Here is a 24,489-nt window from a genome sequence, read left to right as displayed (position 1 = left end):
AGCATCGAATCATTCGATGGGTGGCCTCTTTAGTATTTCGCACTCTACGCCGAAGATATGAGGTGATGCAATCAGACTGCTCTGATAATGGAGCGTGGCTCAGTCAAAAGCCGCTCATGCACGCCATTCGTAAAGAGCAAGGCCCGAGTGTCACGGAGCTCGGGTGCGTGGGAGGTCGCGCAGACAAGCCTGGTTCAGTCCGCTCGCGGACCCGGCGACTGTCGTGAGCGCGCCAGGCCGCTCAGGTACTGAGAGGTACGGTCGGAGAAGCGTCCCTGGCACTTCTGGCGGCTTGCCAGAGCGCATCGGCCAGGGCTGTGATCTCAGGTGCCAGGTGCAGGCGTTCCAGCCAGCGGTCCGCAATGCCGCTGGCGCCGTGGAGGGCTCCGGCCAACTGGCCCGTGATGGCTGCCGTGGTGTCGGCGTCATCGCCCAGGTTGGCGGCCTGCAGTACCGCGCCTTCAAAGCTGTCATGCCTCGCAAAGCACCACAGGGCCGCCTCCAGGCTGTCCACCACGTAGCCGCTGCCGCGTATCTGTGCGGCCGGCTTGTCGCGATAGTCGCCACGGGCAATCTCCCGCAGGCGCGGGCTGGCGCCGTCTTGCAGAACGCCGCCCAGGTCCAGAACCTGCGACCGGGGCAGTCCCTGCAGTGCCCGGCACAGCGCCACGGCGAACAGGCGGCAGGCCTGCAGGCATTCAGGTGCCGCGTGGGTGGTGCGTGAGCTGAGTTCAGCCATGCGCTGCACCAGGTCCTCGTCGGGGCCGAAGAACATGGGCACGGGCGCCAGCCGCATCAGGGAGCCGTTGCCGGCCTGGTCCGGGTTGGGCGACCCGGCCAGCGGATCGCCGGTGGCCAGGAAGCGCTGGATGGCCGCCCTGGTGGCCATGCCGATGTCAAAGCAGTTGCCGGTGGAACTCCAGTAGCCCCATTCGTACCAGTTGGCATAGCGCGTCATCTGGTCCCGCGGGTCGCAGCCGCCGCGCTGGAGCAGGCTTTCGGCCAGACACAGGGCCATGGAGGTGTCGTCGGTCCACTTGCCTGCGGGCAGCGAGAACGGGCCGCCGCCCACCATGTCGGTCAGCGGCGCAAAGCTGCCGCGCGGCTGGAATTCCAGCGTCGTTCCCACGGCGTCGCCACAGGCCAGGCCCAGCAGGGCACCACGGTATCGGTCCAGCGTGTCCATGGCCATGCCTGTGCTCGCGCTCATGGTCGGTCAGGAGCGGTGCTGCGCAGCCGCGCGCGCACCTGCATGAGGGCAAAGCCCAGCAGGTTCAGGCCCTGCCAGCGCGCGGGGTCGGTGGTACGCACATCGTCGGCGGCCAGGCCAATGCCCCAGATGGCGTCCACGGGGCTGGCTTCCACCAGAACCCGGTCGCCCGTGTTCAGCAGATAGCTGGCCAGGGCCGGGTTCTGGGAGAACTTGGCCTCGTTGGCGCGCACCACGATGCCCATGCGCGCGGCCACCCAGGCCGCTTCATCAAAGCCCTGGATGCCACGCCCCAGCTTCTTGGCCTCGCCCGGCGTGCGGCAGCGCACGATGGCGGCGTGCGCCGCCTCGTCGCCAAACAGCCGCGCTTTGCCCGCCATCATGAAATGCTCGGCCGTGGGGTAGTGCTGGCCATCGACCTCGAAGCCCGCCTCGAACCACTGGCTCATGCAGGTCTTGCCGATGGAGCCATCGGCCGCAGGCTGGTGCCCCCAGAACGGCAGGAAGCGCGGGGTGAGGCCCTGGGCCATGGCGTGCTGGAGGTCTTGCAGGGAGGCGATGTGGTCTGTGGTAGTCATGGGCTGTCTCGTTGCCGTGTGTGCCGTTTCAGGAATGCGATGGAGCTTGCTGCAGCCACCACTGGCTGAAGGCCATCAGGTCTGCGTGCTGCGAGTGGGCGTGGACCAGGTCCGGCCCGGTGTTGGGCGTGCCGTTCGGGCCACGGCACACCAGGGCCGCGTGAATGCCCGGGCCAATGTCCCGGAGGTAGGGCAGATAGTCGTCCACGAAGGCGACCGGGCCGAGCCGCTGCAGGGCGTCTGCCTTGGGGCTGCGCAGGCCGGTGGTCCGGCCCGTGGCGATCACGCGGTCGATGGGAAAGCCGAGGTCGCGCAGGTTGCCCAGGCGGGCCTGCTCGAAGCGCGCCGCCAGGGCCGTCACGCAGACCAGTTCGTAGCCGGCGCCCTGCAGCTCGTGGCAGGCCTGCAAGGCATTGCCCAGCGCGGGAATGCTGCGCCAGAAGGCATCGTCCATGCAGGCCCTGAACTGTTGCAGGCGCTCGCCGTCCAGCGCCTGCACGGCCCAGCGGTCCATGGCCCAGTAGGCATGGGGGTCGGCCTCGGCGGGGCGCTGGCCGAACGCGCGCTCCCAGGCATCGGCATAGGCGCTGTTGTAGTCCAGCAGCACGCCATCGGCGTCAAGGGCAATGATGGGTTTCATCGTGTTCCTCTTCGGCCAGCACGCGCAGGTAGTGCGGTGCCACGCTGTCCGTGAGCCAGACGCCGTTGTCCGAGCGGTAGAACAGGCAGGCATCGGCATGCATGCGCGCCGCATCGATCTCCAGCAGCACCACCCGGCCATAGCGCTGGCCCACGGAGCGGGCCGTGGCCAGGTTGTCGGTCAGGTGCACGTGGTGGCGGTTGCGCCGGTCCAGGCCGGTGCGCAGGATGGAGTCCAGAAAGCGCGTGGCCGTGCCATGGTAGAGGCGCTGCGGCGGCACGCTGGCCTGCAGGCCCAGGTCGATCTGCACGGAATGCCCCTGGCTGGCGCGGATGCGCAGGCCGTCGGCGCTGATGGCAAAGCGCTGCTTGGGGCAGCTTTGCACCACCTCCATCAGCAGTGCGGGTGAGATGTTGCGGCCGGCCGCCTGGGCGCCGCGCAGCAATGCGTCTATGGAGACCCAGCCTTGGGCGTCCAGTGCGAGCCCGGCGCGGCCGGGGTTGTGGCGCAGGACCAGGCTCATGAATTTGCTGGTCGATGTCAGTGTGTTCTTGTTGTTCATACGGTCCATTTCCATGGATTTTCTTGTTGTGTCGATGATTGTCCGTGCTTCGGGCTTCACACCACCAGGCAGCCCTGCCGCTCCGACAGGCCGATGGTGGCCTGCATGCCCGCCGTGAACTGCAGGTAGTCGGCTTCCATGCCGTCCGAGAAGATGACGCCATGGTCGGGCATGCGCGAGCGCAGGGTCAGCGGCTGGCCGGCGGTGACCTGGCCGTAGACCAGTTCGGCCGTGGAGGAGCGGCTGGGAAAGGGCTCGCGCACGGCGAAGTCCAGGCGGGGCGCATCCCAGGCGAAGGGCTGGTAGTCGAAGTCGGTGGACGCGCCGCGCACGGCGCGGGCAATGCCCATCGATCCCGTGACGATGCTCTTGATCCAGGCCGACGAGCCCAGCCCCGTGGCGACGATGAGGCCGGAGGACGACTGGGACTCCTGCCGCTCGCCCAGCGCGATGTCGTACAGGGCCGAGGTATGGCTGCGCGGGCCGATGAACAGGTCGTTGGCGGCGCGCAGCACCTGGCCGTCGCTCAGGCGTGCCTCGGCCAGGGTGACGGCGCGCGTGGGGCGGCGGTTGGCGGCTACGTCGCCCAGCAGGGCAGCCAGGTCGGCGGGGGCGAAGGGCAGCAGCAGGCCGTCCCAGCGCGCGGGCTCGGGGTTGACGCCGATGAGCGGCTGGCCGTCCAGGTATTTCATGGTGTTGGCCACCATGCCGTCCTGGCCCAGTGCCACCACGATGTCGTCGGCGCCGAAGACGAAGTTGGGCACCAGGGCGCGGTCCACGATCTGGTAGCGGCCGCGGGCCTCCAGCGCCTGCACCACGGCCTGCAGGGCGGCGGCGTAGGCGGCGCTTTCGCGCAGGTAGTCGCCGAAGTCTGCGCCCAGGTGCTCGATGTAGAAGCGCGCCTGGGACAGCGTGTGGTACTTGGCCACCAGCTCATCGAGCCGCGTGCGCCGCACCACCAGCACGGTCTTGCGTTCATTGGCGTTCACGGCGGCTCCTTGCGGGTTCGGGATCGGCCACGGCAGCTGCATGGCCTGCACCGGCGCCCATGAGCGACTGCAGCAGCTCGGGCGAGACGTTGAGCTGGCCGATGCGCTCGGCCTTCTCGGCAATGCCGCCAAAGGCCTGGGCGATGAGCTGGCCCGGCTGCATGCCCACGGCGGCCAGCGATTGCACGATGCGCGGATCGGCCTTTTCCAGGGCCTGCATGACGGCGCCCACGCGGTAGGCCTCGGCCTCGGCCAGGGTGCGGCTGTTGGCAGCCTGGCCTTCGACGAAGTCGCGGCGGCTGGTCTCCAGCGCCACGTCGGCAGACATCTGTTCGGCGCGCAGCTCGTTTTCCTTGCGCATCTGGGCGGCCTTGGCTTCCAGCTGGGCCTCGCGGATCTGGCGCTTTTTCTTTTCCACGGCCACGTCGGTATCGAGCTCGTTCTGGCGGATGGCGCGCTCGTTTTCCACGGCAGCCATGCGGCGGGCATAGACGGCGTCGTCCGCAGCCTTGAGGTTGGACTCGCGCGCCTCCGCTTCCAGGGCGCGGGCGATGTCGGGCGTGGGTTTGACGGCCATGACCGAGACGCCCAGGATCTCCAGCCCCAGCGCCTCGATCTCGGGCTGGGCGGCCAGCTCCTGCTGGGCCGTGCGCGCAATGAGTGCCGAGGAGCGCAGCGCCTGCTTGAGCTCCAGCGCCTGCACGGCCTGCTGGATGATGACCTCGGCCTGCATGGTCACGCGGTCGCCCAGGCGCTGCGGGTCTTCGGACATGTATTTCTGGCCATCGCGCGCCAGGGAGAAGTCCATCAGCGTGGCGGTCTGGCGCGGTGTGCTGATGCGGTAGGTGACCTGGCCCTGCACGGTGACGCTCTGGAAGTCGGCCGTCACCAGCTCCAGCATGAAGTGGCAGTCCTGGCTGCCCACGGGCACCGCGACCAGGGTGGTGGTGGGCGCGTAGTAGAAGAAGGACTGGCCCGCACCCTCGCGCACCACCTTGCCGGCGCGGAACTGCATGAGGTGGACCGTGGGTTGGGACTTGATGAAACGGATGCCGAACATGGTGCTTCTCCTTTAAGTTGCTCTGTGCAACTTGTATGGGTTGCATAGTGCAACTTAAAATCCGGCACGTCAAGCACAATCCATCCCATGGCTGAAAAAAATTCCCCATCCCCGCAGGGCGCGCTGGACTTCCCGCGCCCGTTCACCACGGTGGACGTGGTCATCTTCACGGTGGCAGACGATGCCCTGCAGGTGCTCCTGGTGCAGCGCCCCACGGCGGGCAGCGAGCCCTTCCCGGGGCTGTGGGCGCTGCCCGGCGGCTTTGTGGATGTGCGCCAGGACGCAGACCTGCTGGCCTGCGCGCGTCGCAAGCTGCTGGACAAGACGGGCGTGGACAGCCCCTACCTGGAGCAGCTGGGAAGCTGGGGCGGCGCGGCGCGCGACCCGCGTGGCTGGTCGGCCACGCATGTGTATTTCGCGCTGATCCCGGGGCACGACCTGATCCTGGCCAAGGGCGCGAATGCGGCCGATGTGTCGTGGTTCGCCGTCGATGAACTGCTGCGCGAGCCTGCGCTGGCCTTCGACCACGGCGAGATCCTGCGCGCAGCGGTGGAGCGGCTGCGGGGCAAGGTGGAATACACCTCGCTGCCCGCGTTCCTGCTGCCCGAGCCTTTCACGCTGCCGCAGCTGCAGCAGGCCTACGAAGTGGTGCTGGGCCGCCCCGTGGACAAGAGCGGTTTTCGCACGCGCATGATGGCGGCCGGCTTTCTGGTCGAGGCAGGCCAGGTGGAGGGCACGTCACGCCGCCCCGCCATGGGCTACCGGCTGGCCGACCGCAGCGCGCCCGTGGTGTTTCCGCGCACCTTCAGCCCGCGCGGGTGAGGGCGGCCTTCGTTCAGGACCAGGACCAGGATCAGGCGCCCAGCAGGCTGCAAAAGCGCTGCATGTCCACATTGCCGCCGCTGAGGATGATGCCCACGCGCTGGCCGCGCAGCTCTTCGCCTTTCTGGCGCGCGGCGGCCAGGCCCAGGCAGCCGGTGGGCTCGACCACGAGCTTCATGCGCGTGGCCAGGAAGCCCATGGCATCGACCAGTTCGGCATCGCTGGCGGTGAGGATGTCGGTCACGTCGCGCTGGATGATGGGGAAGGTGATGCCGCCCAGGTGCTGGGTCTGGGCGCCGTCGGCAATGGTCTTGGGGGTGTCTATGTGGACGATGCGGCCTGCGCGCAGCGACTGCTGGCCGTCGTTGCCGGCCTCGGGCTCCACGCCGTAGAGCGCGCAGTCGGGGCTGAGCGCACGCGTGGACAGGGCGGTGCCCGACAGCAGGCCGCCGCCGCCCAGCGGCACGAAGAGGGCGTCCAGCGGGCCGGTTTCCTCGAACAGTTCCTTGGCGGCCGTGCCCTGGCCGGCCAGCACGTCGGCATGGTCGTAGGGCGGGATCAGGGTCAGGCCGTGGCGCTCGGCCAGGTCGCGGCCGATCTGCTCGCGGTCTTCGGTATAGCGGTCGTAGACCACCACCTGGCCGCCATAGCCCTTGGTGGCCGCCACCTTGGCGGCGGGCGCGTCATGCGGCATGACGATGGTGGCGGGGATCTCCAGCAGCCGCGCTGCCAGGGCGATGGCCTGGGCGTGGTTGCCCGAGGAAAACGCCACCACGCCGGCCTTGCGCTGGGTGGGGCTGAAGCGCGACAGCGCATTGAACGCACCGCGGAACTTGAAGGCGCCCATGCGCTGCAGGTTCTCGCACTTGAGAAAGACGCGGGCGCCCAGCGCATCGTCCAGCGTGCGCGAGGTGAGCACGGGCGTGCGGTGGGCATGGCCCTGGATGCGTTGGGCCGCTGCGGCCACGTCGTCATAGGTGGGAAGGCTTGTCATCGGTACGGGAGAGAAGGGGTTGCTGATCGGCGGGGTGCCGGGAGCTACTTGGCGTAGCTGTAGACCGTGGCGCGCGACACGCCCAGGTGGGCGGCAATGGTCTCCATGGAGCGGCGAAGGTCCAGCAGGCCGGCGCTCTTGAGTTCGCGGACCAGGGCGCGGCGCTCCTCGGGCTTGAGGGCGCGCGGCGTGGTCGCCAGGCGGGCCGCGAACTGGTCGATGCGGGCACGCACCGTGTCGGCGCCTGCGCCGGCGCCCGTGGGGTCCAGCATTTCGCGCGCGGGGGTGTCGCCGCTGACGGCGGCAAAGCGGTTGAGCATGCCCTGGAAGCCCTGGAACATCGTCAGGTCCACATTCATGCACAGCGCGGCGATGTAGCGGCCCTTGGAGTCGCGGATGCCGATGGATGTGCTCTTGGCCTGGCGGCCATCGGCGAACTGGTTGGGGTAGTTGGCGATGACCTGCTCGTAGCCGGGGTCGAGGATGCGGGCCAGGCCCAGCTCCGTCGCGCCCTGGCCCACTTCGCGGCCCGACAGGTTGTTGTGGATGGCCAGCACCGCATGGGACGGGTCGAGCAGGTCATGCACCACCACCTCGCAGAACGGGGCAAAGGTCTGGCCCAGGCCTTCGGCGATCTGGGCCAGCTGGTCCAGAAGCTGGCGCTGTTCAGGGGTTCGTTGGGTCATATTGGACATTTTGTTTTGAATTGGACAAAATGTCAAAATCCAGACGACTTCTCTGCGCTTTCCACCATGTTCGACACCCTCGTAGACCTGCTGCAATCCCAGGGCGCGCGTTTTCGCGTGCTGGAACATCCGGCCGAAGGCCGCTCCGACCTGGTCGCCGAAATCCGGGGCACCGCCCCGGGCCAGGGCGCCAAGGCCATGCTCTGCAAGAGCCGCGATGCGGCCGGTGCGGGCGATCCCCAGCTGTTCCTGGCCGTGCTGCCCGGCGACCGCAAGCTGGACTTCAAGCGCCTGGCCCAGGCCGTGGGCGTGCGCAAGGCCACGCTGGCCTCGCCCGAGGAGGCCCAGGCCGCCACGGGCTGCGTGATGGGATCGGTGCCGCCGTTCTCCTTCAACCCGCAGGTGCGCCTGGTGGTGGACCCGGCCCTGGTCGAGCGCTTTGGCGAGATCGCCTTCAACGCGGGCCGGCTGGACCGCTCCATCGTGCTGGACTCGGCCGACTATGTGCGCATTGCCCGGCCCGCGCTGCACAGCCTGAGCGGGGAGGGCGCCGATTGACCATGGATTGACCCTGGCGCGGGGCTGCGCCCACAATCGTCGGCAACGTCCACATCTCCTTGCCTGACCATGTCCACCCCTGCGAAGCAGCACCCTGACCGGCCCGATGCGGCCGGCTTTGTGCGTGCGGCGCTGGCTGCTGCCCTGGCCCAGGTGCAGTCGCATCTGGCGGTCTTGGAGGGCGGTGGCAGCGATGCCGAGACCATTCACCAGCTGCGCGTGGCCCTGCGGCGCCTGCGCACCGTGCTGCGTGAGTGCGCGGGGCTGGCGCCCGGCATGCGCGCCGAATGGGATGACCCCCTGGCCCAGGCCTTTGCGCAGTTGGGCACGCTGCGCGATGCCGATACGCTGGCCGATGTGGTGCGCCCGCTGCTGCAGGCCGCCCATGCGCCCCTGTGCGACTGGCAGGCGCCGCAGGCCGTGCAGGCGGATGCAGCCGCTGCCGTGCGCGAGCCGCCGTTCCAGCACGCGCTGGCCGAGATCCAGGCGCTGGCGCAGGCGCCGCAGGCAGAGCCATCGGCCCGCTTTGCCCACCTGTCCGCCGCAGGCACGCGCAAGTACCTGGCACGGCGGCTGGCGCGCCTGCACCGCCAGGTGCTGCGCGACGGCCGGCACTTCGACCGCCTGCCGCTGGCGCAGCAGCACCGCGTGCGCAAGCGGCTCAAGCGCCTGCGCTATCTGGCGGACTTTGCGCGGGAATTCGCGCCCGGAATGTGGCCCGGCAAAAAGGGCCGGCGCTTTGCCGAGGCGCTGGTGCCCGCCCAGGACGCGCTGGGCCTGCACAACGACATGGCCGTGGCGGCCGAGCATTTCCATGCCGAGGCCGCGCGCGACCCGCGCGCCTGGTTCGCGGCCGGCTACCTGCAGGCCCGCCTGGCCACCAGCGCGCGCAGCAGCCGCCGCGCGCTGCGGGCGCTGGCCCGGGTGCCGGGCTTCTGGCTCTAGACAGCATCAGCGATAATCCGCCGCTGGCGCACCGCCGCAGCCCCTGGGCCGTGGCGGTGCGCTGTTGCTGAAGGTGCCCCATGCCGTTCACCGGCCAGGGGTTCAACGGGAAGCAGGTGCGCGATGCCATCGAGGTGGTCGCTCGCAATGCCTGCGCTGCCCCCGCAACGGTCAGCGGAATACAACTCCCCACGCTGGCGCGCTATCCACAGGTCGCGCGCTGCAAGCCACTGTGCCCTTCTCGGGCATGGGAAGGCGGGGATGCCTGCCGCAGCGCGCCCACCCTGCGCGCCGCAGCGTTCCGCAAGCCCGGATACCGGCCTTCTGCATTGCTTTCGGACGCCGCGGGAGTGCGCCTGTCCGGTCCGGCCCCAGCCTGCGCTGCCGTGGCCGGCTCCGGCGTGCGCGCTGTGCGGCGTGGTTCAGACGATAGGCCCCACGGGTGAGTGGGGCAGTTGGGTCAACGCATGCGCTTCGCTTCCTCGGCCGCCGATTCCTCCGGCCTTCTCTCTGTTCTCCCTCTTGTCTCCAGCCTGCGGCCCGCAGCGGCTGCGGCCCTGCTGGCCAGCTGCGCTGCAGCGGCCGGCGCCGCGCAGGAGCCGGCTGGCCGATCCACGGACTCCGCCGACGATGCGCTGGACGCCGTCTTCGTGACCGCCACCGCGCGGCCCGAGGCGCGCAGCCGCATCGCGGGCACCACGCAGACCATCGACCGCGAGGCCATAGAGCGCTCCAGCGCGCGCTCGGTCACCGACCTGCTGGCCGAGAACGCCGTGGGCTTTCTCAGCGAATGGACGGCGGCCCAGACCTCGATGAACCTGCGCGGCGCCTCCACCGACGGCCAGGGGCGCGACTTCCGCAGCCAGGTGCTGGTGCTGGTCAACGGCCGGCGCGCGGGCACGGCCAACCTGTCCAAGCTCAGCCCCTCGGATGTGGAGCGCATCGAAATCGTGCGCGGCCCGTCCTCGGTGATCTACGGCAGCCAGGCCATGGGCGGGGTGGTCAACATCATCATGAAAACCGGGGCGACGGCGCCCGGCACGCGTGCCCAGGTCCAGGCCGGTTCATGGGACCTGTGGCGCACCGATGCGCAGACGGCCGGCGCCAATGACCGCTTCGACTGGTACTTCGGCGTGAGCGCAGGCGGGCGCGGCGACTACGAGTCGGGCGATGGCGGCACGCGCATGGAGAACACGGGCTGGAAGCGGCGCGGCGCCAGCGGCGCCCTGGGCTGGCAGCTGCATGAGCTGCACCGCGTGGAGCTGCAGCTGCGCACGGACGGCATCTACAACGCAGGCTTTCGCGGATCGGGCGCCAACATCTACAGCCGCGACAACCGCAGCAACCGCTCGCTGGACCTGACCTACGAAGGCGCGCTGCCCGGCCAGCGCCTGAGCTGGACGACCCACCTCTACAGCCTGGTCGATACCGATGAGTTCAACTGGGCCTCGCCCGTGATCCGCTCGGGCAACAGCGCCGTGCCCGGCACGGCGCGCGACTACAACCACCGCCAGCTGGACGCCACGGGCCTGCGCTTTCAGCCGCGCCTGCGTGTCAGCCAGACCAATGACCTGCTGATGGGCTTCGACTGGGAGCGCAGCAAGCTGCGCTCCGACCGCCTGCGCGTGGCCATGCCGGGCGGCCCGGCGGGCCAGGTCGCGCCCTACGACAACAACCAGACCGAGCAGGTGCACGCGCTGTACTTCGAGGACGCGCAGACCCTGTTCGACGATCGCCTGACTCTGCGCGCCGGCCTGCGCAAGACCTGGGGCACGACGCGCTTCGACGATACGCCCAACCTGGCGCTGGCCCAGGCCAGCACGCGCGACTACGACAACCACACCTGGTCGGCCGGCGCCACCTGGAAGGCCACGGACCGGCTCACGCTGCGCGCTGCGGCCTCCACGGGGTTCCGCGCGCCCACGGCCACGGAGCTGGCTTCGGACTTCACGGCCGTCGGCGGTGGCCGCACCTTCGGCAATCCCAACCTCAAGCCCGAGACCAGCCGCCAGATCGAGGTCGGCGCCGCGCTGCAGCAGCCCGGCTGGCGCGTGGATGCGGCCCTGTTCCAGAACACCATCAGCGACCGCATCATCACCGTCTCGCGCGGGGCGACGACCAACACCTCGGACTACGCCAACAACGCGGCCGACATCGTGGCGCGCGGCCTGGAAATGCAGGCCGACATGGACCTGGCGCGGGCGCTGAACCTGACGGGCCACCAGCTCAAGGCCTGGGCTGGCGGCTACTACCACTTCAGCATGCGGGACAAGGGATCGCCAGCGTCGGCCAATACCGACAAGGTGCAGCGCATGTACCGCTACGAGGCCTCGGCCGGCGTGCGCTACGGGCGCGGCAGCGGGCGGCTGCAGGGCGACTGGAGCCTGCAGCTGTCCACGCTGCTGCGCGGTCCCATGTGGTACGACACGGAAGAGGCGCTGCTCATCCCGCAGGGCGAGCCCAGCAGCACCTTCATCCACCGCAAGGGCGCCTTCACCATCTGGAACCTGCGGGCCGACTACCGCGTGTCGCCGGGCGTCAAGCTGTTCGCAGCCGTCAACAACCTGTTCGACCTGAACCGCCATCCCATCTTCATCGCGCTGGACCGCGCGCCCTGCATCGCCAACCCGGCGTACCAGAACGGCGGCTGCGGAACGTCGATGGCGGGGCGCGAACTCATGGTCGGCCTCCAGGCGGAGTTTTGAGGACCACGGCATGAGGCAATCCAGCACCACGCGCCGCCAGTTGCTGCGCCAGGGCGCGGCGGCGGCCCTGGCCTGCGGCCTGCCCGCGGCATGGGCCGACACCGTCGCTGCAGGCGGTCCGGTTGTGCTGCAGGATGCGCTGGGCCGGCGCGTGGAGATTGCCGCGCCGCCGCAGCGCATCGTCTCCATCTTTGCCTCCAACACCGAGCTGGTGGCCGCGCTGGGCCTGCTGGACCGCGTGGTGGGCGTGGAGGATTTCACGCGCTTTCCACCGGGCGTGGAGCGCATTCCCAAGGTGGGCGGGCGGCTGGGGTTCTCGGTGGACGCCGTGGTGGCGCGCCAGCCGGACCTGGTCATCGTCACGCCCGCGCGCCAGGCGGCGCACCAGCTGGTCGATCCCATGGAGCGCATCGGCGTGCCGGTGATGGTGCTGCTCAGCCGCTCGCTGGCCGAGGTGATGGACAACCTGCGCCTGGTGGCCCGCGCCACGGGCGTGCAGGCGCGCGGCCAGGCGCTGGCCCTGGCGCAGGAAGCGCGGCTGCTGCGCGTGGACCGGCAGGTGGCCGACCAGCCCCGGCCGCGCGCCCTCATGGTCACGGGCCGGCTGGGCAACGGCATGCTGCTGGCGGCCCGGCCGGGCACCTATACCGGCGAGGCCATGGTGCGCGCGGGCGCCGCGTTCGCGCTGGACGGCCTGGGCACGGTGCCCCAGGTCTCGCCCGAGGCCGTGCTGGCCGCCGACCCTGATGTGCTGCTGTTCGCAGGCACGCAGGAGGCCATGCAGGACCTGATCGGCCAGCGCGGCTGGCGCGACCTGCGTGCCGTGCGCGGCGGCCGGGCCACCACGGTGGCGCGTGCCGAGTTCCTGATTCCCGGGCCGCGCACCTTCGGCGGCGTGGAAAAACTCTCGCGCTGGCTGCACCCTGCGGCCTGGGCCGGGGAGACCGCATGAATTCCCTTTCACATCCACCTGCGTGGCGCCCCTGGGCCGGTGCGGTCCTGCTGCTGCTGGCCAGCTTGCTGATCGCCGCCTGCGCGGGCCACCAGTGGGCCAGCCCGGCCGACCTGCTGGCCGCGCTGGGCGGCGAAGACAGCCTGCGCAGCCGGCTGCTGCTGCAGTGGCGCGTGCCGCGCGTGCTGGCAGCCGCCCTGGTGGGCGCGCTGCTGGGCCTGTCGGGCGCCATCTTCCAGGGCGTGTTCCGCAATCCGCTGGCCGAGCCCTATCTGCTGGGCGCCTCGGGCGGCGCGGCGCTGGGCGCCACCGTGGCCCTGCTGGTGCCCATGCATCTATTGTTCGGCCTGCCCCAGGCCTGGACGCTGCCCGTGCTGGCCTTTGCGGGCGCCTGGGGCTCGACCGTGCTGGTGCTGGCCGTCTCGCGCGTGGCCGGTGCCACCGATGCGGCCGGCATGTTGCTGGCCGGCGTGGCGCTGGCGGCCGTGCTGGGCGCGCTGCGCTCGTTCCTGATGCTGGCGCTGTCCGATGAGACGGTGAGCCTGCAGGTGGTGCTCAGCTGGGTGCTGGGCGGCATACAGACGCCGTCCTGGAGTGGCCTGGGCCTGCTGGCCGGCGCCTCCATCGCCTGCCTGGCTGGGGCCATGGCGCTGGCGCGCGGGCTGGACCTGCTGGGCCTGGGGCAGGATGCGGCCCAGGGCTTCGGCCTGGATGTGGCGCGCTTCACGCCGCTGGCCGTGCTGGCCGGCTCGCTGGTGGTGGCCGTGGCCGTGGCCTATGGCGGGCTGGTGGCCTTCGTGGGCCTGGCTGCGCCGCACATCGCGCGCTGGATGGCGGGACCGCTGCACCGCGCGGCCCTGCCGGCGTCGGCGCTCACGGGCGCCATCATCGTCACGCTGGCCGATGCCATTGCGCGCAGCGTGCTGCCGCCGGCCGAGATCCCGCTGGGCCTGGTCACGGCCGTGGCCGGCGGGCCCTTCTTCATCGTGCTGCTGGCGCGCAGGCTGAGGTCCGCATGAACGGTGCCATCCCTTCCGTCACACCGCGCCTGCAGGCCCGGTCTCTCACGCTGCGCCACCGTGGCCGCAGTGTGCTGGACGCCGTCTCGCTGCAGCTGCCCGCCTGCGGCGCCGTGGCCCTGGTCGGACCCAATGGCGCGGGCAAGTCCAGCCTGCTGTCCCTGCTGGCGGGGCTGCAGGCGCCTGCATCCGGCAGCGTGCTGCTGGACGGGCAAGACATTGCAACCCTGCCCGTGGCCGAGCGCGCACGCCGCGTGGGCTACATGCCCCAGCGCTTTGCGCCGCACTGGGACCTGACGCTGGCCGAGCTCATGCACATGCGGCTGGCGGGCAGGGGTGATGTCGAGGCGGCCATTGCCGGCGCCGGACTGCAGGACTTCACGCGCAGGCGCTGGTCCACGCTGTCCGGCGGCGAGCAGGCGCGTGCCCTGCTGGCCACCGTGCTGGCCACCGACCCGCCCGTGCTGCTGGCCGACGAGCCCGGCGCCGCGCTGGACGTGCGCCACCGCCTGGCCCTGGTGCAGGCGCTGGCGCAGCGTGGGCGCGAGCGGCTGGTGCTGGTGGTCATGCATGACCTGGACCTGGCGCTGGCGCACTTCGGGCGCGTCATCGTGCTGGACCAGGGGCGCATTGCGCTCGATGGAGCCCCTGCCGAGCTGCTGCATGCGCCGGGGCTGGATGCCGTGTTCGGCGTGGATTTCGAGCGCATCGACGCACCTCCGCAAACCTTGCTGCGCGCGCGGCTGAAACAGGAGAACTGACCCCATGCGCATCGATCTGGCCGGCTGGACGCGCGACGCCACGCGCGGCGACCACCGTGAATTCCTGGCACTGTTCGAGCGCGCCGAGCGCCTGGGTTTCGAAGGCGTTTGGTTCAACGAATTCCGCGTGCCCGATACCGCCTGGCCCTATCCCTCGCCCCTGCTGCTGGCCGCCGCCGTGCTGGCGCGCACCGAGCGGCTGCGCGTGGGCACCTCGGTGCTGGTGCTGCCGCTGCACCATCCGCTGATGCTGGCCGAGGAGATTGCCCAGCTGGACCTGCAAAGCGCCGGCCGCATCGACGTGGGCGTTGGCAGGGGCACGGAGCCGGCCGCGCTGCGCGCCCTGCAGATCGATGCGGACAGCACGCGCGAGCGCTTCGAGCAGTCCTGCCGCATCCTGGTGGAGGCGCTGTCCGGCAGGCCCATCGTGGCGGGGCAGGGGCCGTGGAGCTTTGAGGACCGGCCCGCCCTGCCTTCGACCGTGCAGCGGCCGCATCCTCCCTTGTATGTGGCCGGCTCCACGGCTGAGACCCTGGGCTTTGCCGTCGATCAGAATCTGCCCCTGCTGCTGAGCCTGGAGCCGCCCGAAGGCATGCAGCTCGAGCGCCTGGAGGCCGCTGCCCGAGAGCGCGGGCGCGATGCCGCCGCGCTGCGTGCGCGTTCATCGCTGGCGCGCTATGTCTGCATCGGTGCCGATGAGGCCGCCGTGCAGGCCCAGCTGGCCACGCTGTGGCCGCAGCTGTACCAGCGCCGCGTGTACTTTGCGGGCAAGCGCGGCGTGCCGGCCGACCAGGTGCTGCCCATCGATGTGCCGCGCGTGCTGGCCGAGCAATTCATCCATGGCACGCCCGAACAGTGCCATGGGCAGATCACCGCCTTGCGCGAGCGCACGGGCATTGGCCAGCTGCGCTGCGTCTTCAACGCCAACGGCTTGTGGAGCGATGCCCAGGCCCTCGCCGGCATGGAACTGTTTGCGCAGGAGGTTCTCCCTTCATTGCGCAGCGCCGTGCCTTTCGCCACCGTCTGACTTCCTCTTTTTTCTGGAGAACCTTCCATGCAAACCGCCAAGATTCCCGCCACCATCGTCACCGGCTTCCTGGGCAGCGGCAAGACCACGCTGCTGCGCCACATCCTGGACAACGCCGATGGCCGGCGCATTGCCGTCATCGTCAACGAGTTCGGCGAGCTGGGCATCGACGGCGAGATCCTCAAGGGCTGCGGCATCGGCTGCGACGACGAGGGCAACGAGCGCGAAGGCGCGCTGTACGAGCTGGCCAACGGCTGCATGTGCTGCACGGTGCAGGAAGAGTTCTTCCCCGTGATGCGCGCGCTGGCCGAGCGCCGCGACCAGATCGACGCCGTGATCATCGAGACCTCGGGCCTGGCCCTGCCCAAGCCCCTGGTCCAGGCCTTCCAGTGGCCCGAGATCGCCAACGTGTTCACCGTGGACGCGGTGGTCACCGTGGTGGACACGCCAGCGGCCGCCAGCGGCCAGTTCGCCGCCAATCCCCAGGCCGTGGACGAGCTGCGCCGCGCCGACCCCAACCTGGACCACGAATCGCCGCTGCACGAACTCTTCGAGGACCAGCTGGGCGCGGCCGACCTGGTGGTGCTCAACAAGACCGACCTGGCCGATGCCGATGCCCTGGCGCGCGTGACCGCCCTGGTGCGCGAGGAGCTGCCGCCCGAGGTCAAGATCGTGCAATCGTCCCAGGGCCGCCTGCCGCTGGACGTGGTGCTGGGCCTGGCCAAGGCGGCCGAGACCACCATCGACCAGCGCGTGAGCCACCATGACCACGACGAGGACCATGACCACGACGACTTCGACTCCTACGTGATCGACCTGCCCGCCGTGGACCGCGACCGCCTGCTGGCCGCGCTGGAGACGCTGGTGGAGCAGCACAGCATCCTGCGCGTCAAGGGCTTTGCCGAGATCCCGGGCAAGCCCATGCGCTGGCTGCTGCAGGGCGTGGGCCGCCGCTTCGACCACCACTTCGACCGCGCCTGGCGCGAGGGCGAGGCACGCGGCACGCGCCTGGTGTTCATCGGGCAAGACCTTGACGAAGCAGCGCTGCGCAAGGGCCTGGAGAATGTGGCCGCCTGACCTTCCGATTCCGCACTGAAACCTGTTCCATGCACCTGCTGTCCACGCGCCCCGGCGGCTTTGTCGAGGACGAGAGCATCGTCACCCGCCTCGACCAGACGCCAGCCGACATCGTCATCCTGAGCTCGGCCGACACCACGCTGGCCCTGCTGTCCTCGGCCGTGGCCGCGCTGGCCGGGGCGTCGGCGGACTTCCCTTCGGTGCGGCTGGCCAATCTGCTGTACCTGCGCCAGCCCGCCTCGCTGGACCTGTATGTGGACGAGGTGCTGCGCCATGCGCGCGTGGTCATCGTGGACCACCTGGGCTCGGAGTCGGCCTGGCCCTACGGCATCGAGCAGATCGGCTCTCTGGCGCGCCGCAAGGGCCAGCGCCTGGCCATGTTCTCGGGTGACCTGCAGGAAGACCCGCACTTGCTGGCGCGCAGCACGCTGCCGGCCGCCGCCTGCCGCCAGCTGTGGCAGTACCTGCGCTCGGGCGGCGCGGCCAATGCGCGCGAATTCCTCAAGGCCACCGTCTACCACGGGCTGGACCGGGGCGATGCGCCGCTGCCGCCGCGCACCCTGCCGCAGGCGGCTGTCCACGTTCCCCCCGCGCTGTTCGCTGCCAGGAGCCATGCCCAGGTCCAGGTCCAGGCCCAGGTCCAGGCCCAGGTCCAGGCCCATGACGTGGCCGGCATCGACGACCTGCAGCGCGCCTGGACGCCGGGCGCGCCCACCGTGGCCCTGGTGTTCTACCGCTCCCACCTGCTGGCGGGCAATACGGCGGCCTTCGACGCCATGGCCCTGTCGCTGCAGCAGCGTGGCATGAACCCGCTGCCCGTGGCGCTGGACTCGCTCAAGGACCCGCTGTGCCTGGCCACGCTGCGCCAGCTCTGCGAAGACCATGCCGTGCAGCTGGTGCTCAACACCACGGCGTTCTCGGCCCTGGAATCGGGCACGGCCCTGGCCGGCGATGCGCCCGTGCTGCAGGTGATCGCCAGCGGCGGCAACCGCGAAGACTGGTGGGCCGACAGCCAGGGCCTGCGCCCGCGCGACATCGCCATGCAGGTGGTGCTGCCGGAGATGGATGGCCGCATCATCACGCGCGCCATCAGCTTCAAGGGCCTGTCCCACCGCTGCGCCTTCACCCAGGCCGACGTGGTGGCCTACCAGCCCGAGCCCGACCGCGTGGACTTCGTGGCCGACCTGGCCTGGCGCTGGTGCCGCCTGCGCAGCCTGCCCGCGCGCGACAAGCGCCTGGCCCTGGTGCTGGCCAACTATCCGGGCAGCGAAGGCCGCATCGGCAGCGGCGTGGGGCTGGATACGCCGGCCTCGGTGATCGCCATCCTGCAGCACCTGGCGGCCGAAGGCCATGAGCTGGGCGACCCCGCGCAGCTGCCCGCCGATGGCCAGGCGCTGATGCACACCCTGCAGCAGGGCATTGCCAACGACCCGGCCCAGTGGCCGCTGCGCCCGGCCTGGCAAAGCTATGCGCTGGACGAGTACCTGGCACGCCTGGCCGCGCTGCCGGACGGCATGGCCGACGCCATCACGGCGCGCTGGGGCGCGCCCGAGGCCGACCCGCTGCTGCGCCAGGGCCGATTCATGATCGCGGGCCTGCGCCTGGGCCATGTCTTTGTCGGCATACAGCCGGCGCGTGCATTGGTCGGTAAAGGCATGGGCGCGCAGGACTATGCGAGCTACCACGATGCCGAGCTGGTGCCTCCCCACAGCTACCTGGCCTTCTACTTCTGGCTGCGCGACCGCTTTGCCGTGGACGCCATGGTCCACGTGGGCAAGCATGGCAACCTCGAATGGCTGCCGGGCAAGAGCCTGGCGCTGTCGGGCGCGTGCTGGCCCGATGCCATCCTGGGCCCGCTGCCGCACCTGTACCCCTTCATCGTCAACGATCCCGGCGAAGGCGCCCAGGCCAAGCGCCGCAGCCAGGCCGTGATCATCGACCACCTGATGCCGCCGCTGACGCGCGCTGAAAACCACGGCCCGCTGCAGGACCTGGAGCGCCTGGTGGACGAGTACTACGACGCCCTGCTGGTCGATGCGCGGCGCGGCGCGCTGCTGCGCCGCCAGATCCTGGACATCGTGCGCCGCCAGCACCTGGACCAGGAGCTGGACCTGGCGCCCGGTGCCGCGCAGGACGACGATGCCGTGCTCGAACGCATAGACGCCTACCTGTGCGAGCTCAAGGAAACCCAGATCCGCGACGGCCTGCATGTCTTCGGCGCATCGCCTCAAGGGCGCCAGCGCCGCGACACGCTGCTGGCGCTGGCGCGCTTCCCATCGGACGAAGGCCAGGGCCTGATACAGGCGCTGGCCGCCGACCTGCTGGACAGCCCCGGGTTCGACCCGCTGCGCATGGAGCCCGCACGCCCCTGGACCGGCGCGCGCCCCGCCGCCCTGCAGGCCGTGAGCGACGAGCCCTGGCGCCATGAAGGCGACACGCGCGAGCGCCTGGAGCTGCTGGCGCAGCAACTGCTGGAAGGTGAGGCCCCGGCCGGTGACTGGACGCAGACACGCGCCGCGCTGGAACAGGTGCATGCCGTGCTGGCGCCCGCGCTGGATGCCTGTGGCGGCGAGGAACTGCGCCAGCTGCTGCGCGGCCTGCAGGGCCGCTTCGTGCCGCCCGGGCCCAGCGGATCGCCCTCGCGCGGGCGACCCGACGTGCTGCCCACGGGGCGCAATTTCTACACGCTGGACACGCGCGCCATTCCCACGCAGGCCGCCTGGGAGCTGGGCCAGCAGGCCACGCTCAGGCTGCTGGAGCGCTATCTGCAGGAGCATGGCGAGTACCCGCGCACCCTGGGCCTGTCGGTCTGGGGCACGGCCACCATGCGCACGGGCGGCGACGACATCGCCCAGGCCTTTGCGCTGATCGGCGTGCGCCCCAAATGGGCGCCCGGCAGCCAGCGCGTGGTGGACTTCGAGGTGGTGCCGCGCGTGGGCATGGGCCGGCCGCGCGTGGATGTGACGCTGCGCATCTCGGGCTTCTTCCGCGATGCCTTCCCGGGCGCCGTGCAGATGTTCGACGCGGCCGTGCAGGCCGTGGCCGCGCTGGACGAGGACGCCGAGGACAACCCCATACGCGCGCGCATCCTGGCCGAGGCCGAGCAACTGCAGGCGCAGGGCATGGACGCCGTGCAGGCCCGCCTGCAGGCCGGCTGGCGCGTGTTCGGCGCGCCGCCCGGCCACTATGGATCGGGCCTGGGCGGACTGTTCCAGAGCGGCGACTGGCAGGGCGATGCCGACCTGGCCCAGGCCTACCTGGGCTGGAGCCAGCACGCCTACGGCCAGGACGCCGAGGGCGTGCCCGCAGGCGACGCGCTGCGCCGCCGCCTGGGCGAGCTCGACGTGGTGGCCCACAACCAGGACAGCCGCGAGCACGACATCCTCGACTCGGGCGACTACTTCCAGTTCCAGGGCGGCATGGCCTCGGCCGTGCGCCACCTCTCGGGTCGCCAGCCCGCGCTCTACCACGGCGACCACGCCAACCCGGCCCAGCCGCGCGTGCGCTCGCTCAAGGAGGAGATTGCGCGCGTGGTGCGCTCGCGCGTCACCAATCCCAAGTGGATGGACGGCGCCAAGCGCCACGGCTACAAGGGCGCCTTCGAGATGGCGGCCACGGTGGACTACCTCTTCGGCTTCGACGCCACCACGCAGCAGGTGGGCGACCACCAGTACGCCCTGGTGGCCGACGCCTATGTGCTGGATGCGGCCACGCGCGACTTTCTCGTGCAGCACAATCCGCAGGCCCTGCGCGACATGCTGGAGCGCCTGCTCGAAGCCATGCAGCGCGGCCTGTGGGAGCAGCCCGGCGACTATCGCCAGCAGCTGGAAGACCTGCTGCTGGAACATGAAAACCATCTCGAAGGACTGCGCGGATGACCGCATCTCCTGACCTGGGCAGCGGCGCCCAGCCCGCGCTGCCGCCGCTGTTTCCCTTTGCCGCCATTGCCGGCCAGCCTCTGCTGTGCCAGGCGCTGCTGCTGGCCGCCATCGACCCGCAACTGGGCGGCGTGCTGATCGAGGGGCCGCGCGGCACGGCCAAGTCCACGGCCGCGCGGGCGCTGGCCGAGCTCATCGATGCCGCGCCCTTCGTCACGCTGCCGCTGGGCGCCTCGCTGGAGCATCTGGCCGGCTCGCTGGACCTGGGCCAGGCCATGGCCGGCCATGCGCTCAAGTTCGCGCCCGGCCTGCTGGCGCGCGCCCATGGCGGCGTGCTCTATGTGGACGAGATCAACCTGCTGCCCGATGCTCTGGTCGATGTGCTGCTGGATGCGGCTGCCAGCGGCGTCAACGTGGTCGAGCGCGACGGCATCTCGCACCGCCACGCGGCGCGCTTTGTGCTGGTGGGCACCATGAACCCCGAGGAAGGCCAGCTGCGCCCGCAACTGCTGGACCGCCTGGGCCTGTGCGTGCGCCTGGCCAATGTGCAGGATGCGGCCCAGCGCCAGGCCATCGTGCGCGCGCGGCTGCTGTTCGATGCCGACCCGGCCGCCTTCCGCGCCCGCCATGCAGACGCCCAGGCCGCGCTGGCCGCGCAGCTGCGCACGGCACGCGAGCGCCTGCAGCCGGCCGGCGCGCTGCCCTGGTCCGACGCGGTGCTGCAGGCCGCAGGCGCGCTGTGCATTGCCGCCCAGGTGGACGGCCTGCGCGCCGACCTGGTGCTGCTGCGCGCCGCCCGCGCCTGGGCCGCCTGGCTGGGCGATGCCGAGGTCAGGCCCGACCATGTGCAGGCCGTGGCCGAGCTGGTGCTGGTGCACCGCCGTAAGCCGGGGGCGCCGCAGCCACAGCCACAGCCGCAGCCGCAGCAGCAGCAGCCATCCCCACAGCAAGCGCCATCGAATCCGCCTTCGCAGTCGCCGGCACAAATCCGGCCGCCTGCGGAATCCACGGCCAACGGCGCAGGCGACAGCCCGCCCTCCGAGGCTGACTGGGGCGCCATGCCGCCCGAGCCCGTGGGCCTGCTGCGTGTCGCAGTGCCCTCATTGCTGGCCCGCGAGGCCGCAAAGGCGGGAGCGCCCGCCACAAAAAAAGCCTGAGCCCCCGCGGCCCCGCGCCACAGGCAAGGGCTGCGGGGGCGGGCCAGCAGGCCGCCAGCCAGCCCCGGCTGGCCCAGGCGCAAGGCGGGCCGCCCACCGGCAGCTGGGACTGGCCGCGCACGCTGGCCGCGCGCGGCGCCCAGGCACTGGCGCCTGAACATCTGCAGCGCCGCCGCGAGCCGCCCCAGGCCACGCGGCTGCATTGCTTTGTGCTCGATTGCTCGGCTTCCATGGCCGGCAGCGGCGCACTGGCGCGGGCCAAGGGCGTGCTGCTGTCGCTGATGGAAGAGGCCTACCGCCGCCGCGAGCAGGTGGCGCTGATCTGCTTTGCGGGCACGCGCGTGGAATTGCGCCTGCCACCGCGCAAGGCTGCGGCCTGGAATGACGACTGGATCGCTCCCATTGGCGGGGGCGGCGGCACGCCGCTGCAGGCGGCCGTGGAACAGGCGGGCCAGTTGCTGCAGCGCCATTGCGGCGCAGACGCCTCCTGCCAGGGCTGGCTGTGGCTGCTCACCGACGGCCGCACGCGCGAGCGGCCTGCGCGGCCTGCGGCGGCGCAGGAGGCGGGCATCGTGGACTTTGAATCGGGCCGCGTGCGCCTGGGCCGGGCCGCTGCGCTGGCTGCCGCCTGGGACGCACGCCATGTGCGGGCCGATGATTTCGCAGGCTGATCTGCGGCTCTGACGAGATCAGGCCGGCCAGCTCAGCTCGAACAGCGCGCCGCCACGCTCGCCCGGCAGGCATTGCGCCCGCCCGCCGTGGGCCTGGGCAATGGCCTGCACCACGGCCAGGCCCAGTCCGCTGCCGTTGCCTGCACCCACGCTGGCATTCCTTCGGCTGCGGGCGCCTTCACCGCGCTGGAAAGCGTCGAAGATGCGCGGCGCAAGGTCGGCCGCCACGCCGGGGCCGCTGTCTTCCACGCGCACGGTGCACAGGCCGTGGCGCACGCGCGCGGCCACCAGCAGGGGGCCGGGCTGCGCGTACTGCATGGCGTTTTCCAGCAGGGCCAGCAGGGCCTGGCGTATGCGCACGGGGTCGCAGACCACGGGCTGGTCATCGAGCTCCATCGCCAGCTGCAGGCCCGCCTGCTCCAGCGCCGGTCCCACGGCCAGGGCCACCGAGCGCACCTCGCCGGCCAGGCAGGTCTGGCGCAGCTGCAATTGCAGATGGCCGTTTTCCTGCAGGCCCAGCAGGCGCAGGTCGTCGATCAGGCGGGTCAGCCCCTCGACCTGGGTCATCAGGCTGGCCAGCATGTCCTTGCTGGGCAGGAAGACGCCGTCGGACAGGCCCTGCAGCCGCCCGCTGAGAATGGTCACGGGCGTGCGCAGCTCATGGGCGATGGCCGCGCTCCAGAAGGCGCGCTCCTGCGCCATGCCTTCCAGGCGCCGGGCCAGGCTGTTGAAGTCGTGCACCAGCTGCGCGGCCTCGTGCAGCGCGCTGTCGTCCGTGCTGGCGCGCGCCGACAGGTCGCCCTCGGCCAGCTGGCGCAGGCTGATGGCCACCGAGTCCAGCGAGGGCAGGATGCGCCGCGACAGTCGCGTGGCCACGAAGATGGCGATCAGCATGGCCACCACCAGGGTCAGCAGCACCCAGGCCAGCTCCACGCTGGAGGGCATCCAGCCGTCGGAGACGCTGGCCGGGTGAAAGGTCAGCAGCAGCGCATAGAAGGCGTACGAGCCCAGCACGCACAGCACGACCACGGCCAGCGTGACGGCCGACATGGTCAGCACCACCTGCCGGCGCAGCCCGGCCGCTGCGCTCATGACGGCACTCCCCGGCCTGCGGCCTGTGCAGCGCTCATGGGTCCATCCCCAGCCGGTAGCCCACGCTGCGCACGCTGTCGGGCATGCCCTGCAGGCCCAGGCCTTCGAGCTTCTTGCGCAGCTTGCTGATGTGGCTGTCCACGGTGCGCTCCAGCGTGTGGCCTTCGGGCAGGCAGCTCAGCAGCAGCTCGGCGCGGCTGAACACGCGCCGGGGCGAACGCACCAGGCTGGCCAGCAGGTTGAATTCGGTCACGGTGAGTTCGGGCACATGCGTGGCGCCCTGCACCTGCACGCTGACCTCGCGGCTGTCCAGGTCCACGCGAAAGGGGCCGGCCTGCAGCAGCTTGGTATCGCGGAGCCGGCCCTGGCCGCAGCGGCGCAGCACGGCCTGCACGCGCGCCACGACCTCGGCCGCGTTGAAGGGCTTGCCCACGTAGTCGTCCGCGCCAATGCGCAGGCCGATGAGCTTGTCCACGTCCTGGTTGAGGGCGGTGAGCATGATGACGGGCGTGTCGCCGCGCCGGCGGATTTCGGACAGCACCTGCCAGCCGTCAAGGCGTGGCATCTGCACGTCGAGAAGAACGAGATCGGGTTTCAAGTGGTGGTGCAGTTCAAGGGCCTGCTGGCCATCGGCGGCATGCACGGTGCGCAGGTCGCTGCGGGCCAGGTAGGCGCACAGGATGTCTGCGATCTCGGGCTCGTCCTCGGCGACGAGGATGAGCGATGTCGATGGCTGGAAAGGCAAGGGCTGGGCAATGATAGAAGCCATTTTGGGGTCGCGGCGGGGGCTGTGTTCATCTCCATCGTTCTTCCACATTTCCCGGGCCGAAATGCCATCGAAAGAACGCAAGCTGTTTCCCTGTGCCGCCGCAATTGGCCGGCATGCGAAACAAATCCCTGAATATGAAGTCACAGCGGCAATGCCGTATGAGCGGGTGGGAGAGCTGTTAGCTTTGCAGCGGCTCCATGGATGAATGGCCCTGGCGGCAACACGCCGCAGGCCGAAGCCGCACCGGCAGGAGTTTCCTCCATCCCCATGCCTCCTGGCAATCTGGATTTGCATCCGGATGGCCCCTCAGATGTGTCGGCGCCAGGCGCCGTATTTT

At 70.6% G+C, this 24,489-nt stretch carries 22 protein-coding genes and 1 riboswitch; of the genes, 12 read left to right on the top strand and 10 right to left on the bottom strand.

Going from position 1 to position 24,489, the window contains the following annotated elements:
• Window positions 1-241 precede the first annotated feature (241 nt).
• Genes ACUTR7_RS21030 through ACUTR7_RS21005 form a run of 6 tightly spaced genes read right to left on the bottom strand, consistent with a single transcriptional unit; the run spans window position 242 to window position 5,039 of the window.
• Complete coding sequence (locus tag ACUTR7_RS21030) at window positions 242-1,210, bottom strand: ADP-ribosylglycohydrolase family protein (protein ID WP_445609746.1); 969 nt, start codon at window positions 1,208-1,210, stop codon at window positions 242-244.
• On the bottom strand, window positions 1,207-1,788 hold the full coding sequence (locus ACUTR7_RS21025) for an NADAR family protein (RefSeq protein ID WP_445609745.1): 582 nt from the start codon (window positions 1,786-1,788) through the stop codon (window positions 1,207-1,209). The genes ACUTR7_RS21030 and ACUTR7_RS21025 overlap by 4 nt, the downstream gene beginning before the upstream one ends.
• A 28-nt stretch (window positions 1,789-1,816) precedes the next feature.
• Window positions 1,817-2,428 carry an HAD family hydrolase gene (locus ACUTR7_RS21020; protein ID WP_445609744.1) on the bottom strand — a complete coding sequence of 204 codons (612 nt, stop codon included), beginning with the start codon at window positions 2,426-2,428 and terminating at the stop codon, window positions 1,817-1,819.
• The gene (locus ACUTR7_RS21015; RefSeq protein ID WP_047327826.1) at window positions 2,406-2,990 is read right to left on the bottom strand and encodes an RNA 2'-phosphotransferase; all 585 of its coding nucleotides are present in this window, start codon (window positions 2,988-2,990) and stop codon (window positions 2,406-2,408) included. The genes ACUTR7_RS21020 and ACUTR7_RS21015 overlap by 23 nt, the downstream gene beginning before the upstream one ends.
• A 56-nt stretch (window positions 2,991-3,046) precedes the next feature.
• Window positions 3,047-3,979, bottom strand: coding sequence for a sugar kinase (locus ACUTR7_RS21010; protein WP_445609743.1), 933 nt, complete (start codon window positions 3,977-3,979; stop codon window positions 3,047-3,049).
• Window positions 3,966-5,039 carry an SPFH domain-containing protein gene (locus ACUTR7_RS21005; RefSeq protein ID WP_034397141.1) on the bottom strand — a complete coding sequence of 358 codons (1,074 nt, stop codon included), beginning with the start codon at window positions 5,037-5,039 and terminating at the stop codon, window positions 3,966-3,968. The genes ACUTR7_RS21010 and ACUTR7_RS21005 overlap by 14 nt, the downstream gene beginning before the upstream one ends.
• A gap of 87 nt (window positions 5,040-5,126) precedes the next feature.
• Here ACUTR7_RS21005 and ACUTR7_RS21000 point away from each other — a divergent pair, with 87 nt between their 5' ends.
• On the top strand, window positions 5,127-5,861 hold the full coding sequence (locus tag ACUTR7_RS21000; protein WP_012207554.1) for an NUDIX hydrolase: 735 nt from the start codon (window positions 5,127-5,129) through the stop codon (window positions 5,859-5,861).
• Between the two features lie 31 nt (window positions 5,862-5,892).
• Here ACUTR7_RS21000 and ACUTR7_RS20995 read toward each other — a convergent pair whose 3' ends face one another.
• Both ACUTR7_RS20995 and ACUTR7_RS20990 read right to left on the bottom strand, forming a co-directional pair.
• Window positions 5,893-6,855, bottom strand: a complete 963-nt coding sequence (locus tag ACUTR7_RS20995; protein WP_445609742.1) for a threo-3-hydroxy-L-aspartate ammonia-lyase — start codon at window positions 6,853-6,855, stop codon at window positions 5,893-5,895.
• Window positions 6,856-6,899: 44 nt separating this feature from the next.
• Window positions 6,900-7,541, bottom strand: a complete 642-nt coding sequence (locus ACUTR7_RS20990; RefSeq protein ID WP_445609741.1) for a helix-turn-helix transcriptional regulator — start codon at window positions 7,539-7,541, stop codon at window positions 6,900-6,902.
• A 66-nt stretch (window positions 7,542-7,607) separates the two neighbouring features.
• On the opposite strand from ACUTR7_RS20990, the gene ACUTR7_RS20985 reads away from it, so the two are divergent.
• The 11 genes from ACUTR7_RS20985 to ACUTR7_RS20935 all read left to right on the top strand — a co-directional run bounded on the left by ACUTR7_RS20985 (window position 7,608) and on the right by ACUTR7_RS20935 (window position 22,291).
• Window positions 7,608-8,099 (top strand): YbaK/prolyl-tRNA synthetase associated domain-containing protein, encoded by a 492-nt coding sequence (locus ACUTR7_RS20985; RefSeq protein ID WP_012207551.1) that lies wholly within the window; start codon window positions 7,608-7,610, stop codon window positions 8,097-8,099.
• Window positions 8,100-8,168: 69 nt separating this feature from the next.
• Window positions 8,169-9,044 (top strand): CHAD domain-containing protein, encoded by an 876-nt coding sequence (locus ACUTR7_RS20980; protein ID WP_445609740.1) that lies wholly within the window; start codon window positions 8,169-8,171, stop codon window positions 9,042-9,044.
• Between the two features lie 54 nt (window positions 9,045-9,098).
• Window positions 9,099-9,383, top strand: a riboswitch (cobalamin riboswitch).
• Between the two features lie 128 nt (window positions 9,384-9,511).
• Complete coding sequence (locus ACUTR7_RS20975; RefSeq protein WP_445609739.1) at window positions 9,512-11,749, top strand: TonB-dependent receptor; 2,238 nt, start codon at window positions 9,512-9,514, stop codon at window positions 11,747-11,749.
• 10 nt (window positions 11,750-11,759) lie between these two features.
• Complete coding sequence (locus ACUTR7_RS20970) at window positions 11,760-12,701, top strand: ABC transporter substrate-binding protein (protein WP_445609738.1); 942 nt, start codon at window positions 11,760-11,762, stop codon at window positions 12,699-12,701.
• A complete protein-coding gene (locus ACUTR7_RS20965; RefSeq protein WP_445609737.1) occupies window positions 12,698-13,720 on the top strand; it encodes a FecCD family ABC transporter permease in 1,023 nt (340 codons plus the stop codon). The genes ACUTR7_RS20970 and ACUTR7_RS20965 overlap by 4 nt, the downstream gene beginning before the upstream one ends.
• Window positions 13,717-14,481 (top strand): ABC transporter ATP-binding protein, encoded by a 765-nt coding sequence (locus tag ACUTR7_RS20960; protein ID WP_445609736.1) that lies wholly within the window; start codon window positions 13,717-13,719, stop codon window positions 14,479-14,481. Before ACUTR7_RS20965 ends, ACUTR7_RS20960 begins: the two co-directional genes overlap by 4 nt.
• Window positions 14,482-14,485: 4 nt before the next feature.
• Window positions 14,486-15,508 carry an LLM class flavin-dependent oxidoreductase gene (locus ACUTR7_RS20955; RefSeq protein WP_445609735.1) on the top strand — a complete coding sequence of 341 codons (1,023 nt, stop codon included), beginning with the start codon at window positions 14,486-14,488 and terminating at the stop codon, window positions 15,506-15,508.
• Between the two features lie 27 nt (window positions 15,509-15,535).
• Window positions 15,536-16,585, top strand: coding sequence for a cobalamin biosynthesis protein CobW (gene cobW, locus ACUTR7_RS20950; protein WP_199959051.1), 1,050 nt, complete (start codon window positions 15,536-15,538; stop codon window positions 16,583-16,585).
• 29 nt (window positions 16,586-16,614) lie between these two features.
• Window positions 16,615-20,463 (top strand): cobaltochelatase subunit CobN, encoded by a 3,849-nt coding sequence (gene cobN / locus ACUTR7_RS20945; RefSeq protein WP_445609734.1) that lies wholly within the window; start codon window positions 16,615-16,617, stop codon window positions 20,461-20,463.
• Complete coding sequence (locus ACUTR7_RS20940; RefSeq protein ID WP_445609733.1) at window positions 20,460-21,620, top strand: ATP-binding protein; 1,161 nt, start codon at window positions 20,460-20,462, stop codon at window positions 21,618-21,620. Before cobN ends, ACUTR7_RS20940 begins: the two co-directional genes overlap by 4 nt.
• A gap of 209 nt (window positions 21,621-21,829) precedes the next feature.
• Window positions 21,830-22,291, top strand: a complete 462-nt coding sequence (locus ACUTR7_RS20935; protein ID WP_082848303.1) for a vWA domain-containing protein — start codon at window positions 21,830-21,832, stop codon at window positions 22,289-22,291.
• 18 nt (window positions 22,292-22,309) lie between these two features.
• On the opposite strand, the gene ACUTR7_RS20930 is transcribed toward ACUTR7_RS20935, so the two are convergent.
• A complete protein-coding gene (locus tag ACUTR7_RS20930; protein WP_013800609.1) occupies window positions 22,310-23,383 on the bottom strand; it encodes an ATP-binding protein in 1,074 nt (357 codons plus the stop codon).
• Between the two features lie 34 nt (window positions 23,384-23,417).
• A complete protein-coding gene (locus ACUTR7_RS20925; protein WP_016448779.1) occupies window positions 23,418-24,152 on the bottom strand; it encodes a response regulator in 735 nt (244 codons plus the stop codon).
• Between the last annotated feature and the right edge of the window lie 337 nt (window positions 24,153-24,489).

This window comes from Delftia sp. NA_296.1, from assembly GCF_052692095.1.
The sequence above is the reverse complement of the archived record's forward strand: the minus strand, read 5'-3'. Positions and strand labels throughout refer to the sequence as shown.